Raw genomic sequence first — 12454 nt, 5'->3', positions numbered from 1 at the left:
TCGGACCAGCGGGAACCGACGGACGGAACGTCGCGTACACGAGGGATACGGGGTGGCGACGACTCCGGTTCAGAGGGTGGGTGAGAACCACCCCTTGTGTGTACGTATACATCTACGTATAGTGAGTGCATGCCCAACAAGACGATCTACGTAGCCGACGATGATCTGCCCCTGTTCCAGCGGGCGCAGGAACTCGTCGGTGGCAACATCTCCGGCGCGGTGGTCGCCGCGCTGCGCCGGTTCATCGACCTGGAGGAAGGTCGCCAGGCCGGCTTCGACGAGGTCGTCTTGCAGGTGGGTCGCGACGGCGTGCGGCAGGTGCGCTTCCAGGGCACCCTGCTGGGCGAATGGCGCGATGTCGGCGACGAGCGGGTGCTGCACCAGCAGGTCTACCTCAGTCGCAAGGGCAAGCTCGTGCTGCACACGCACACGGCGCTGTGGAAGGACTACCCGACCGGCGAGGCCGCCGGCGACCTGAAGGACTGGAAATACTGGCGCCGGATGTTCGGCATCGGCGACCGGCCCTGGGACTGGGGCGACTACGAGTACGAGATCCTCGACGACGTGGCCGACCTGAAGGGTCGCGTCCCCGACAAGCTCTATCGCAAGGTCGAGGACATCCACGCCCACCCGCAGATCGAGGAACTCGACATCTAGTTCCCGGTCTGCCGGTCACAACCACACACCCACACCAGCAACCGCAGCCCCCTGGGGGCTGTGTCGATAACTCATGCACATATTCGCAGTAATGAATGAAATTCTCTGGAAAGGGACGACCATGGTCAACTCGGCCATCACGGCACGGGGCCTGCGCAAGGCCTACGGCGAGCACACGGTCCTCGACGGCATCGACCTCACCGTCGCCGAGGGCACGATCTTCTCCCTGCTCGGCCCCAACGGCGCGGGCAAGACCACCACGGTGCAGATCCTCACCACGCTCATCGGCGCCGACGCCGGCGAGATCGCCGTCGGCGGCTACGACGTGGTGACCGAACGTGACGGCGTGCGCGAGCTGATCGGCGTGACGGGACAGTTTGCGGCCGTCGACGAACTGCTCACCGGCCGCGAGAACCTGCACATGATGGGCGATCTCAACCATCTGCCCCGCCGCGACACCCGCGGCCTGGCCACCGAACTGCTGGAGCGCTTCGACCTGGTCGAGGCGGCCGACAAACCGGCGAGCACCTACTCCGGCGGCATGACCCGCAGGCTCGATCTGGCCATGACGCTGGTCGGCAACCCGCGGGTGATCTTCCTCGACGAGCCGACCACCGGCCTCGACCCGCGCAGCCGCCGGGCCATCTGGGACATCATCCGCGGCCTGGTCGACGACCTCGGCGTCACCGTCTTCCTCACCACCCAGTACCTCGAGGAGGCCGATCAGCTGGCCGACCGCATCGCGGTGCTCGACCAGGGCCGCATCGTCGCCGAGGGCACCGCGGCCGAACTGAAGCGGCTGATCCCCGGCGGGCACATCCGCATCGACTTCGCCGATCAGCGCGCGCTGGCCGCCGCGCAGTACGCGCTCGGCCCGTCCGCGCGGGTGCTCGACGCCGGCGACGGCCTCACCCTGGCGGTCCCCAGCGACGGCGGCGTGCGCTCCCTGCGCGCCGTGCTCGATCTGCTGGATGCCGAGAACATCGAAGCGGGCGGCATTTCCGTGCACACCCCCAACCTCGACGACGTCTTCCTCACCCTGACGGGAAGAAGCGCTCAGCGGCCGGCGACGGCCGCGGAGCATGACAACGACCGCGCCACCACCGAGCAGGAGTCCCTGGCATGAGCACCACCACCGTCGCGAACAAGCACGCCGTCGCCGACACCATGACCATGTTGCGGCGCAACATCATCCACGCCAAGCGCTATCCGAGCATGGTCTTCGGCATCCTGATCATGCCCACCGTGCTGCTGCTGGTGTTCAACTACGTCTTCGGTGGGGCGCTGGAGAAGTCCTCCGGCGGCGAGTACATCGACTACCTGGCGCCGGGCATGCTGTTGTTGCTGCCCGCGTACATGACCGTGTCGGTGGCCGTCTCGATCGCCACCGACAAGAGCAAAGGCATCGTGAATCGCTTTCGGGTGATGGCGATCTCGCAGTCGTCGATGCTCACCGGGCACGTGCTCGGCGCGCTCATCCAGGCGCTGGGCGGCATGGCCGTGATGACCGGGGTCGCGCTGCTGATCGGCTTCCGGCCGAACGCGAACCTGCTCGAATGGGTGGCCGCCTTCGGCCTGCTCACCCTGGTGACCTTCGCCTTCACCTGGCTCGCCATCGCCCTCGGTCTGCTCTCGCCGAACCCCGAAAGCGCCAGCAACGCACCGTTTCCCATCGTGATGATGCCGTTCCTCGGCAGCGGCCTCGTCGCCACCGACACCATGCCGGTCGGCCTGCGGCAGTTCGCCGAGTACCAGCCCTTCACCCCCATCACCGAGACCCTGCGCGGGCTGCTGATGGGCACCGAGATCGGCGTCAACGGCTGGGTCTCGCTGGGCTGGTGCGCGGTGATCGCCGGCGGCGGCTACCTCTGGTCGAAGTCGATCTTCTGATCCGCCTCCCCGCGATTTCGGCCGGACTCAGGCGGTTCGGCCGACCGGCCCGCGGCAGGCGGTCGGGCGAGTAGCGAGGTCGCCCGTCCCCGGTGAGTCACCCACATAGTCACCAGATCGATGGAGCGGTCCCGGATTCTGTTCCGGGACCGCTCTGGTCGGCTCAGATCTGGGCTTCCAGGATGGTGCGGCCCGCGCTGACCGAGGTGATCTCGACCTTGCTGATCGACTCCGGCGGCGCGTCGATCGTGCGGTCGACGGTGAGCTCGGTGCCGGGGCCCGCGGGCCACTGGTCGAGTTCGAAGCGCTGGTCGCCCGCGGTGACGATCAGGCCGTAGGTCCAGCTGTAGCCGGAGCCGTAGCTGCTCGGCGCGTAGCGGCAGGTCATCACCAGGCGGGTGCGGTCGCCGTCGCGCACCAGTTTCACCTCGGCGCTGACCGGTGTCTGCTCCACCGCCCGCATCTGCTGGGCCGCGACGACCTGTTCGGTCGGCGCGTCGGAGCGGGCGACGGTGACCGTCACCGGGATGGCGATCGCCACGGCGGCCGCGGCGGCCGCGACCGCGCTGCCGACCCCGATCCAGCGACTTCGCCGGCGCTTCTTCTCGGCCGCGGCGGCCAGCGAGGGCAGCAGATCGGGGGCGTGGGCGATCGCGGGTTCGGTGGCCTCGATCATCGACAGGGCGGTGTCGCGATCGACCAGCGCGAGCATTCCGGGCATCCCGGCCAGGTCGGCGACCGCTTCGGTGCAGTGCGGGCAGTCGTGCAGGTGCGTCTCGTACTCGCGGCGCTCGTCGGCGCCCAGGGAACCGAGAACGTAGGCGGCGTCCCAGGTGCTGTACTCGTCGAAGAGATCGGTCATCGGTTCGTCACCCCCATCTCCTGTAGCGCCAATCGCATCGCCCGCATGCCGTAGTGCAGCCGCGACTTCACCGTGCCCGGCGGAATGCCCAGCTCGTCGGCGATCTGCTGCATGCCGAGGCCGCGGTAGTAGGCCCGCACGATCACCTCGCGATGATCCTGGCTCAGCGTGCTGAGCGCGTCGGCGACGAGCCAGCCGTCCAGCGCCCGATCGGACTGATCGGGGCTGACCTGTTCCGGGGGTGTGTCGGTGCCGAACTCCCGGCGGTGTCGCGCGCTGCGGTGTTCGTCGACGGCAAGATTACGGGCCACGGTGAACAGCCACGCGCGCGGTGAGGTCTCGGTCTGCTCGAGCACCGCGGGCCGTTGCCAGGCCCGCAGCAAGGTCTCCTGCACGATGTCCTCGGCCCGGCCGGGATCGCGCACCAGGCCCAGGGTGAAGCGCCACAGCGCGGGAGCGTGCTCGGCGTAGAGCGCGCGCATCAGTTCGTCGCGACCGTCGTCCATCGGCGGTCCGGGTCACTGCTCGTCGATATTCATGGTGTCACTCCTGATCTGTCGAAGGAGTAACGGGATCAGTTGCGTTCGAGTTCAATCGGGTGCGTGGCGAGCAGGGCCAGCGGCAGCGGCTGGCGGCGCAGCACGCTCGCCCACAGGTCGTGCCGGTCGGTGGCGAGCGGATCCGACGGCAGCGCCGAGACCACGATCCAGTCGTCGTTGTCGAGTTCGCCGTCGAGCTGGCCCATCGACCAGCCCGCGTACCCGGCGAAGATCCGGATGCCCTCGACCAGCGGGCCGATCTCGGCCGGATCGGCGTCCAGGTCGACCAGCACCACCCGGCCGTCGACCCGGCGCAGGCCGCGCACCTCGGAGATGTCGGCGCCGGTGCGCAGGGTGCCCAGGCACAGCGCGGCGTCGCGTTTGACCGGACCACCGATGTAGAGGTCGGTCGGCTGGGCGGCCAGGTCGGCCCAGGCGGGCAGGACGTCGCGCACCGGGGTCTCGCTCGGCCGGTTCAGCACCACGCCGAGGCTGCCGGCGTCGTTGTGCTCGATGACGTACACCACGGTCCGCCGGAAGGTCGGTTCCACCAGGTCGATCGCCGACACCAGCAGATTGCCCGCGCGGACGCCCACCGCGGGGTGCCCGCGCCGCCGGTCATCGCCGTGCCCGTCGCGAGTCCGGCGCTCGTCCGGGTCGTCTCCGCGTGCCACCGAGCCATCATCGCATTGGACCGGTGTCGCGCGCTCCCCGCGGACCGCCGCGGACCGGAAATTTTCTCGTCCGACCGCCCGCGGGCCCGCCCGGTAGGGTCTCGGCATGCACTCGCCCGAGGTCCTTCTCGAAAACAGTGACGCCGTGTACGACTACTACCAGCGACATCAGCAGAATCGCTGGAAGGCGCTGGCGTCCTATGCCGTGCTGGCCCGGCGCTTCCGCCCGCGGGTGGCCTTCGCCGACGGCGCGAAGCAGCAGCTGAAGGCCCTGGTCCGCAGCGGGCGCCCGGTGATCTTCGCGATCAATCACCTCTCCACCAGCGATCCGTACACCGTCGCCGCGACGGCGTGGCGCTCACCGCTGCGCGGCAAGATCGGCCGGGTGCGGGTGCTGGCCAAGGACGAACTGTTCGTCGATCCCGAGCAGCGCCGCAAGGTCGACATGATGGGCGGCATCCCGGTGTTCCGCGGCAAGGACCACGGCATCAGGGCCGTCAACGCCGCAGGTCAGCGCATGATGGATGTCTGCGCGCAGCGTCTGGCCGCCGGTGATCACCTGGCGATCTTCCCCGAGGGCACCTGCAACGACGTGGACCCGGTGACGGTGCAGTCCGTCGGCAGTGGGATCGGCCATATCGCGTTCCGCGCGGCCAAGCTGGACGCGCCGCCCGCGCTGGTCGCCCTGGCGATGAGTTACGGTCCGCGACCCGACCCGAAGGTCGAGCCGACCGCAGCGGAGGTCGTCGCCGCCCGGTTCTACTTCCGGTCGCCGGTGCTGGAGCTGCCGCAGCGGCCCGCCGATATCGCCCGCCTCGTCAAGGACGAACTGCAACTGGCCGTCGACGCGGCGGTCGCGAGCTACTGAGGCAACCCGAACAGCTCCCGCGCCCGCTGCGGCACCAGCGAGATGTAGGCCGGATGGGTCTTGACGAAGTGCAGGACCACCGGACACAGCGGCAGCACGCTGAACCCCTCGGCGCGGCCGGCGTCCAGCGCGGCCTGGGTGAGCACGTTGGCCAGTCCCTGGCCCTCGAATCGGGGATAGATCTCGGTGTGCACGAGGGCGCGTTCGGCCCCGGTGTCCTGGTACTCGATATAGCCGGCGGGGACTCCGTCGGCGGTGAGTTCGAACCGCTCGAGCGCGGCGTTGTTGCGGACCTCGGTCGCCATGCGTCGAAACTACCCCGGTCCGCGACATTCGACGGTGGGGTCCGCGTATGGCGGGTTTCGGTCCGAGCCCGGACAATGTCGGGATGATCGGTCAGCGTGGGGACACGCCTGCTCGCGTCACCACGGAGGGCACCCGAGCATCGCAGGAGGAGACAGCATGACCGCACGTGTGGTGCTCGCGCCCGACAAGTTCAAGGGCTCGCTCACCGCGCCCGAGGTCGCCATCGCGCTGGCGGCCGGGATCCGCCGGGCCGCGCCGTCCGTCGACGTGCGCTGCGTGCCGGTCGCCGACGGCGGCGACGGCATGGTGGACGCGTTCGCCGCCGCGGGCTGGCAGCGGATCGTGGTCCCGGCCCCCGGCCCGACCGGGGAACCGTCGACCGCGGTCTACGCCGTGCACGGCGACACCGCGGTGGTCGAGCTGGCCGCGGCGGTCGGGCTGGTCAAGCTCCCCGGCGGTCGATTGGAGCCGATCCGGGCGAACACCTTCGGCCTCGGAGTGGTGGTCGCGCATGCGCTCGATCACGGCGCGCGCGAGATCGTCCTCGGACTCGGCGGCAGCGCGTCCACCGACGGCGGCGCGGGCTTCCTGCAGGCGCTCGGCCTGCGCCTGCTCGACCGCGACGGCAGCGAATTGCGAAGCGAGGTCACCGGATTCGACGTGGTCGCGCTGTTGAGCCGGGTGGTGTCGGTCGACCGGGCCGCGCTGCATCCGGCGATCGCGCAGGCGCGGTTCACGCTGGCCTGTGATGTGGACAATCCGCTACTCGGCCCCGCGGGTGCGGTGGCGGTGTACGCGCCGCAGAAGGGCGCCGACGCCGCGCGGATGATGGATCTCGAAGCGGCACTCACCAATTGGGCAGCGGTGCTGGGGACCGGCTACGCCGAGATCGGCGGCGCGGGCGCGGCGGGTGGTACCGGATTCGGCGCGCTCGCGGTGCTCGGCGCGCAGGTCCGCAGCGGTATCGATGTGCTGCTCGAGCTGCTGGAATTCCCCGCGCTGGTGGCCGGGGCGAACCTGGTCGTCACCGGCGAGGGGTCGCTGGATCACCAGAGCATGCACGGCAAGGCGCCGGTCGGGGTGGCCGCCGCGGCCAAGGCGGCCGGGGTGCCGGTGGTCGCGGCGGTGGGCCGAACGATGTTGTCGCCCGGGGAGATCCGGGCGGCGGGCTTCGCCGGGTGTTACGCGCTCGCCGATCTCGAACCGAATCCGTCGCGCTCGATCGCGAACGCGGCGGCGCTGCTCGAACGCGTCGGCGAACGGATCGCGCTCGACCGCCTGTCGCGATGGGCTACAGCGCGACAGCGGTAGGGACGGGCGCGCTCGGGCGGGTGTTCACGGCGAGCTCGGCGCGGTGGGTGTCGCCCCAGGTCTCCAGTGGCTCCAGCGCCAGCCGCAGGGTCTCGCCGAGCGGGGTCAGCGAGTATTCGACGCGCGGCGGGATCTCGGGATAGACCTCGCGGTGCACCACGCCCGCGCTTTCCAGCTGGCGCAGGTTCTCGGTGAGCACCTTCTCGCTCACCCCGTCGAGTAGTCGCCGGATCTGCCCGAACCGCTGCGGGCCCGCGCCGAGCACCCACATCAGGTGCAGCTTCCACTTCCCGCCGACGACGTCGATCGCCAGGCTCATGCCGCACACGTCGTGATCTGTGTCACTGTTCATCGTTGGTGCACCCCTTCCGACCGTATTTCGGACCTCAGGGTAAGCAACCACACCCCGACGTTCGGTCTTCCCGACGATACCCGCGCCGACCACCATGGATTCCGGCGCCGAACCATCGAACAATCGAGAATCGAAGGGGCATCAGATGTCCGAACAGTCCACCCGCTCCGTCTCCGTGCTCGGCCTCGGCCCGATGGGGCAGGCCATGGTCCGCGCCTTCCTGGCGGCAGGCGTCGAGGTCACCGTCTGGAACCGCAGCCCCGACAAGGTCGACGCGATGGTCGCGCTCGGTGCCAAGCGCGCCGACACCGTCGCCGAGGCGCTGGCCGCCAACGAGGTGTCGGTCCTGAGCCTGACTCATTACGCCGCCATGTACGACGTGCTCGGTCAGGCGCCGGAAGCCCTGGCGGGCAAGGTGATCGCCAACCTGTCGTCGGACTCGCCGGACAAGGCGAGGGCCGGGGCGGCCTGGGTGCGCGAGCGTGGCGCGCAGTTCCTCTCCGGCGGGGTGATGTCGGCGGGCGACAACATCGAGCACCCCGCGTCCTACATCTTCTACAGCGGTCCGAAGGAGGTGTTCGACGCGCACGCCGAGCTGCTGCGTCCGCTCAGCCCGCAGGAGTACCTCGGCGCCGACGACGGCCTCGCCCAGGTCTTCTACCAGGCGTTGCTGGTCATCTTCCATCCCTGGCTGCTGGCCTTCGACCAGGCGACCGCGGTGATCGCGAAGTCCGGCCACGACATCGCCCAGTTCGTGCCGTTCGCGGTCCGTTCCAGCGAGGCCTTCCCGTACTTCATGGAGCAGTTCTCGGTGGCCAACCAGAACGGCGGGTGGGCCGACCTGGCCTCGCTGAAGATGATGGTGGCCGGCGCGCAGCACATCATCGACGCCAGCGAGGAGGTCGGCGTCGACGCCGGCTTCTCGCACCTGGCGCAGTCGTACTGGCGCAAGGCGGTCGAGGCCAGCGAGGCGGCGGGCAAGCCGGTGTCGACCTTCGAGCTGATCCGTGGCGCGGCCCGCTGAGATCGCCCGGCCGATCGGCTTCCGAGTGCCCTGCGGCACAGTCGAAGTCGACACGCCGAAACCGTCCGGCACCGCTCTGGGTGCCGGACGGTCGGCGGTGTTTCACGCGGTCTCGGCACCGAGCCGGGGGAACGGCTCGGTGGAGAACACCACCTCCACCGCCACCTCGAAGTAGGCCGCGATCCGCAGGGCTAGATGCAGGCTGGGGCTGTATTCGCCCCGTTCGAGATAGCCGACGGTCTGATAGTGCACGCCGAGCGCTTCGGCCAGGTCCCGCCGCGAGATGCCGCGCTCGGCGCGCAGCATCGCGATGCGGTTGTAGATGACCTCAGAAGGCACGCTGCATCGCCTTGTCCCTGCGCGCGGCCATCGCGGAGCCGGATTCGAGTGCCGCCATGCGCCGCAGGACGATCGGTGCGATCAGCAGTCCGGCGACGGTCCAGATCCCCAGAACCGCCACGGTCTCCAGGTGCCGCCAGGACTGCTCGAGTTCGACGGCGACCGCGTCGGCGGGCAGCAGCGCCGAGCGCATGCCGAGGCCGAGCCAGTACATCGGGAACACCTGACCGACCGCTTGCAACCAGCCCGGCAGCGCGGTGATCGGGTAGAAGATGCCGGAGATGGCGACCAGGCCCATCAGCGGGATCGTCAGCAGGAACGACGAGCGGCTGTCGAGCAGGCTGCCCAGGATCGTGCCCCAGGGCAGCACGGCCAGCAGACCGAGCGCCACTACCCCGACGAATATCGCGATCGCGCTCGCGTCGGTCAGCGAGGAACCGCCGATGATCACCATGCCCACACCGAGCACGATAACGACCTGCGCGAGCACCGCGCCCGCGCCCGCCACGATCCTGCCGGTGAAATAGCCGGTCAGTCCCCTGGGCACGGCCTTGGCACGCAGCAACGTGCCGTCCTCCCGGTCCAGGACCAGCACATTGAGGACCGCGTACAGGCCGTTGAACGCGATGATGGAGCCGAGCAGGCCGGGGACGGCCAGCTCGGCGATCGACAGTCCGCTCTCGCCGTACATCCGGTTCCGCAGCAGGAACAGCACCGCGAGCGAGATGCCCGGGGTGAGGAACTGCCCGATCAGATCGGGAGCGTTGGTGTAGAGCTGGCGCAATTCGATCCCGCCGCGGGCAAGTCCGGCGCGGACAGCGGTGACGTTCATCGGGTGACCTCCGCGAGAGAGTGAACGGGTGCGCCCGCTTCGCCGGATTCGGCGCGCCGGACCAGGGTCATGTAGGTGTCCTCCAGCGAGGCGCGGCGGACCTCGAGCTCGCCGATGTCGTCACCGTGCTGTTTGAACAGCTCGTGCACGTACTTGGTCGACTCGGTGGTGGTGTGCACGAATCGCTGTCCGTCCACGGTCCAGCTCACCTGCGCCTCGCCCGCGACCGAGCGGGACAGCTCGTCGGGCGAGCCGTCGGCGATGATCCGCCCACCGGCCAGGATCAGCAGCCGGTCGGCGAGTTTCTCCGCCTCGTCCAGATCGTGCGTGGTGAGCAGCACCGTGGTGTCCTCCAGATCGGCCAGCCGGTGCACCAGATCGTGGAAGTCGCGCCGCGCGGCCGGATCGAAGCCCGCGGTGGGTTCGTCCATGAACAGCAGGTCGGGCTTGCCGACGATGCCGATCGCCACGTCCAGCCTGCGGCGCTGGCCGCCGGAGAGGGTGGCGATCTTGGCGTTCGCGTGGTCGGTCAGGCCGACCAGCTCGATGAGCTGATCGGTGTCCCACGGCCGCGGGGTGCGCGGGGTGGCATAGGGAACGTAGTACGAGCCGAGATGCTGAAGCAGTTCGCGCACACGCCATTTCGCGTGGTCGCGCCAGGATTGCAGCACCACGCCGATGCGCGCGCGCCACTGTTCGTCACCGTGTTCGGGATCGGTCCCCAGCACGTCGACCCGGCCGGCCGACCTCCTGCGAAACCCCTCGAGGATCTCGATCGTGGTGGTCTTGCCCGCACCGTTGGGCCCGAGCATGACGAGCACCTCTCCGCGCGTGGCCTGGAATGTCACATCGTGCAGGACGTCGGTCTCGTCGTAGCGCATCCGTAGTTGCTGTACGTCGAGCACAACGCTGTTACTCGAAGCCATGAGTCCTCCCAATCATCGACCTTCGATGATATGTAGCATACGTACTACATTTCATCGCGGCAATACTTCGGGAGAAACGGACATTCCCAAAAGAGAGAGCACTGCTCTTGACATGTCGCCGCCGAGCGCGCATGCTTGTCTCAACAGAGAGCAGTGCTCACAGTTCAGGAGTGATCAAGATGGACAACGCCACCCGCTACCTCGGCCCCACTGGCTTCGACCCGATCATGAACAAGATCGCCAACCTGCTGCCCAAGCTGGGCATCAGCATCATGGGCTCGCGGCTGCTGGCCGTGCGCGGTCGCAAGAGCGGCGAATGGCGCACCACCATGGTCAACGTGATGACCGCCGCCGACGGTGAGCGCTACCTGGTCGCCCCGCGCGGGCACACCCAGTGGGTGCGCAACCTGCGCGTCGCGGGCGACGGTGAACTGCGGCTGGGCCGCAAGGTCGAGCAGTTCACGGCCACCGAGATCGCCGACACCGACAAGGTCCCGCTGCTGCGCCTCTACCTGGAGAAGTGGGGCTGGGAGGTCGGCAAGTTCTTCGAGGGCGTCGACAAGAACGCCTCGGACGAGCAGCTCGCCGCCATCGCCCCCGGTTTCCCGGTCTTCCGGCTCGCCTAGGACTTGCTCAGGAATTCGATCGCGGCGGCGTAGCCCTGGACGCCGAGGCCCGCGATGACCGCGGTCGCGATCGGGGATACGAACGAGTGGTGCCGGAACTCCTCGCGCGCGTGCACATTGCTGATGTGCACCTCCACGATCGGCACCTCGGGGATCACCAGGGCATCGCGCAGCGCGACCGAGGTGTGAGTCAGGCCGCCGGGATTGATCACGATGGCCGAGACCTCGCCGCGCGCCTGCTGGATCCGATCGATCAGCGCGCCTTCGTGATTGGACTGGAAGGCCACGACCTCGCGGCCGAACCGGGCGGCCGTGCGCTCGCAGAGGGCGACGACGTCGGCGAGGGTGTCGGCGCCGTAGATCTCGGGCTGGCGGGTGCCGAGCATGTTCAGATTCGGCCCGTTGAGCACGAGGATCGGGCCGGTGGCCTGCACGGTGTCTGCCATGCAGGCCACCTTAATTCACAGGCCGGTCGGGCCTTCGGAGCGCAGGTCGTCGACCTTGCGCATGGCCTCGCGGAGTTCGGCCAGCCAGGACTCGGCGTGCTTGCCCGCCAGTTTCACCGTCCAGGCCAGCGCGTCGGCGCGGGAGCGGGCCACGCCCGCGTCGATCAGGGTGTCGAGGACCTGGCGTTCGGGCTGGCGCAGCCGGGTCATCACCGGAACCGCGAGGTGGGTGAACAGGATTCGCTCACCGTCGACCCGCACGCCCCAGGCGACGCTACGGCCGTAGCGCCGCTGCGCCTCGTCGGCGATCCGCATCCTGGCCGGCCGGGTGGACTCGCGGAAGCGGGCCAGCGCTCCCTCCTTCGTCGCCGCCGAGACCGGCGCGTCGGCGTCGGCCGACTTGGGCTGCGGCACCGGGAGTTCGCCGACGACCACGATCTCGTCGCGGTCGATCTCGATCTCCGGCGGGCCGGTGAACCAGTCGGCGGGCAATCGTCCGGCGAACCAATCGGGGGCATCGGCCGGATCGGGGAGGTCTGCTTGCTGCCAGCCGCCCGGCCGGCCGAATCCGCGTTCGCGATGGGCGTTCCGCATGGAAATCACCTGCTATCTCTGTTGCGCACGTTGCGTTGATTACAAGATTACGCCGATATATGCGCAGCGGTTTATGCTCTGCGTGAACGATGGTGTTCCCGGCCGATGTGGGTCGGTGACGTGGGGTTGAGTGTCGGTGGGCCTGGGTACCCTCACGTTGAATCGCCGGACAATGCGAGATCCGCACAACTCGGCGGGCCGCCCGGTA

Annotated in this window: 17 protein-coding genes; 7 read left to right on the top strand and 10 right to left on the bottom strand. The window is 69.0% G+C overall.

What is annotated here, in order from left to right:
- The first annotated feature begins 129 nt into the window (after positions 1 to 129).
- From Q7X29_RS00575 to Q7X29_RS00565, 3 genes are all read left to right on the top strand, one after another.
- Entirely contained in the window at positions 130 to 657 is a 528-nt protein-coding gene (locus Q7X29_RS00575) for an EXLDI protein (protein ID WP_316573013.1), read from the top strand.
- 91 nt (positions 658 to 748) lie between these two features.
- A complete protein-coding gene (locus tag Q7X29_RS00570; protein WP_305082657.1) occupies positions 749 to 1783 on the top strand; it encodes an ATP-binding cassette domain-containing protein in 1035 nt (344 codons plus the stop codon).
- Positions 1780 to 2547 carry an ABC transporter permease gene (locus tag Q7X29_RS00565; protein ID WP_316573012.1) on the top strand — a complete coding sequence of 256 codons (768 nt, stop codon included), beginning with the start codon at positions 1780 to 1782 and terminating at the stop codon, positions 2545 to 2547. The genes Q7X29_RS00570 and Q7X29_RS00565 overlap by 4 nt, the downstream gene beginning before the upstream one ends.
- A gap of 163 nt (positions 2548 to 2710) precedes the next feature.
- Here Q7X29_RS00565 and Q7X29_RS00560 read toward each other — a convergent pair whose 3' ends face one another.
- The 3 genes from Q7X29_RS00560 to Q7X29_RS00550 form a co-directional block, all read right to left on the bottom strand.
- The gene (locus Q7X29_RS00560) at positions 2711 to 3409 is read right to left on the bottom strand and encodes an anti-sigma factor family protein (protein WP_218718537.1); all 699 of its coding nucleotides are present in this window, start codon (positions 3407 to 3409) and stop codon (positions 2711 to 2713) included.
- Positions 3406 to 3915 carry a sigma-70 family RNA polymerase sigma factor gene (locus Q7X29_RS00555; RefSeq protein WP_218718536.1) on the bottom strand — a complete coding sequence of 170 codons (510 nt, stop codon included), beginning with the start codon at positions 3913 to 3915 and terminating at the stop codon, positions 3406 to 3408. Before Q7X29_RS00555 ends, Q7X29_RS00560 begins: the two co-directional genes overlap by 4 nt.
- 68 nt (positions 3916 to 3983) lie before the next feature.
- Positions 3984 to 4622: a YqgE/AlgH family protein gene (locus Q7X29_RS00550; RefSeq protein ID WP_218718535.1), complete on the bottom strand. Its 639-nt coding sequence runs from the start codon at positions 4620 to 4622 to the stop codon at positions 3984 to 3986.
- A gap of 106 nt (positions 4623 to 4728) precedes the next feature.
- Here Q7X29_RS00550 and Q7X29_RS00545 point away from each other — a divergent pair, with 106 nt between their 5' ends.
- On the top strand, positions 4729 to 5490 hold the full coding sequence (locus Q7X29_RS00545) for a lysophospholipid acyltransferase family protein (protein WP_218718534.1): 762 nt from the start codon (positions 4729 to 4731) through the stop codon (positions 5488 to 5490).
- On the opposite strand, the gene Q7X29_RS00540 is transcribed toward Q7X29_RS00545, so the two are convergent.
- On the bottom strand, positions 5484 to 5795 hold the full coding sequence (locus Q7X29_RS00540) for a GNAT family N-acetyltransferase (protein WP_218718533.1): 312 nt from the start codon (positions 5793 to 5795) through the stop codon (positions 5484 to 5486). The two genes, Q7X29_RS00545 and Q7X29_RS00540, sit on opposite strands and share 7 nt — an antisense overlap.
- Positions 5796 to 5952: 157 nt before the next feature.
- Here Q7X29_RS00540 and Q7X29_RS00535 point away from each other — a divergent pair, with 157 nt between their 5' ends.
- Complete coding sequence (locus tag Q7X29_RS00535) at positions 5953 to 7107, top strand: glycerate kinase (RefSeq protein WP_316573010.1); 1155 nt, start codon at positions 5953 to 5955, stop codon at positions 7105 to 7107.
- On the opposite strand, the gene Q7X29_RS00530 is transcribed toward Q7X29_RS00535, so the two are convergent.
- Entirely contained in the window at positions 7088 to 7459 is a 372-nt protein-coding gene (locus Q7X29_RS00530; RefSeq protein WP_316573009.1) for a winged helix-turn-helix transcriptional regulator, read from the bottom strand. The genes Q7X29_RS00535 and Q7X29_RS00530 overlap by 20 nt on opposite strands.
- Before the next feature lie 94 nt (positions 7460 to 7553).
- Here Q7X29_RS00530 and Q7X29_RS00525 point away from each other — a divergent pair, with 94 nt between their 5' ends.
- Positions 7554 to 8483 carry an NAD(P)-dependent oxidoreductase gene (locus Q7X29_RS00525; protein ID WP_218718530.1) on the top strand — a complete coding sequence of 310 codons (930 nt, stop codon included), beginning with the start codon at positions 7554 to 7556 and terminating at the stop codon, positions 8481 to 8483.
- 102 nt (positions 8484 to 8585) lie between these two features.
- Here the strand turns inward: Q7X29_RS00525 and Q7X29_RS00520 are convergent, their stop codons facing one another.
- The 3 genes from Q7X29_RS00520 to Q7X29_RS00510 are packed head-to-tail and all read right to left on the bottom strand — an operon-like array spanning position 8586 to position 10580.
- Positions 8586 to 8822, bottom strand: coding sequence for a helix-turn-helix transcriptional regulator (locus tag Q7X29_RS00520; protein ID WP_189034374.1), 237 nt, complete (start codon positions 8820 to 8822; stop codon positions 8586 to 8588).
- Complete coding sequence (locus Q7X29_RS00515) at positions 8812 to 9654, bottom strand: ABC transporter permease (protein WP_316573008.1); 843 nt, start codon at positions 9652 to 9654, stop codon at positions 8812 to 8814. Before Q7X29_RS00515 ends, Q7X29_RS00520 begins: the two co-directional genes overlap by 11 nt.
- Positions 9651 to 10580, bottom strand: coding sequence for an ABC transporter ATP-binding protein (locus tag Q7X29_RS00510; RefSeq protein ID WP_316573007.1), 930 nt, complete (start codon positions 10578 to 10580; stop codon positions 9651 to 9653). The genes Q7X29_RS00515 and Q7X29_RS00510 overlap by 4 nt, the downstream gene beginning before the upstream one ends.
- A gap of 179 nt (positions 10581 to 10759) precedes the next feature.
- Between Q7X29_RS00510 and Q7X29_RS00505 the strand changes: the two genes are divergently transcribed.
- Positions 10760 to 11206: a nitroreductase/quinone reductase family protein gene (locus tag Q7X29_RS00505; RefSeq protein ID WP_316573228.1), complete on the top strand. Its 447-nt coding sequence runs from the start codon at positions 10760 to 10762 to the stop codon at positions 11204 to 11206.
- Here the strand turns inward: Q7X29_RS00505 and aroQ are convergent.
- Positions 11203 to 11652: a type II 3-dehydroquinate dehydratase gene (aroQ, locus tag Q7X29_RS00500; protein ID WP_316573006.1), complete on the bottom strand. Its 450-nt coding sequence runs from the start codon at positions 11650 to 11652 to the stop codon at positions 11203 to 11205. The genes Q7X29_RS00505 and aroQ overlap by 4 nt on opposite strands.
- A 15-nt stretch (positions 11653 to 11667) precedes the next feature.
- Entirely contained in the window at positions 11668 to 12246 is a 579-nt protein-coding gene (locus tag Q7X29_RS00495; RefSeq protein WP_218718526.1) for a hypothetical protein, read from the bottom strand.
- Positions 12247 to 12454: the final 208 nt, after the last annotated feature.

This window comes from Nocardia canadensis (assembly GCF_032656385.1).
GTDB classification, from domain to species: Bacteria; Actinomycetota; Actinomycetes; order Mycobacteriales; family Mycobacteriaceae; genus Nocardia; species Nocardia canadensis.
The sequence above is the reverse complement of the archived record's forward strand: the minus strand, read 5'-3'. Positions and strand labels throughout refer to the sequence as shown.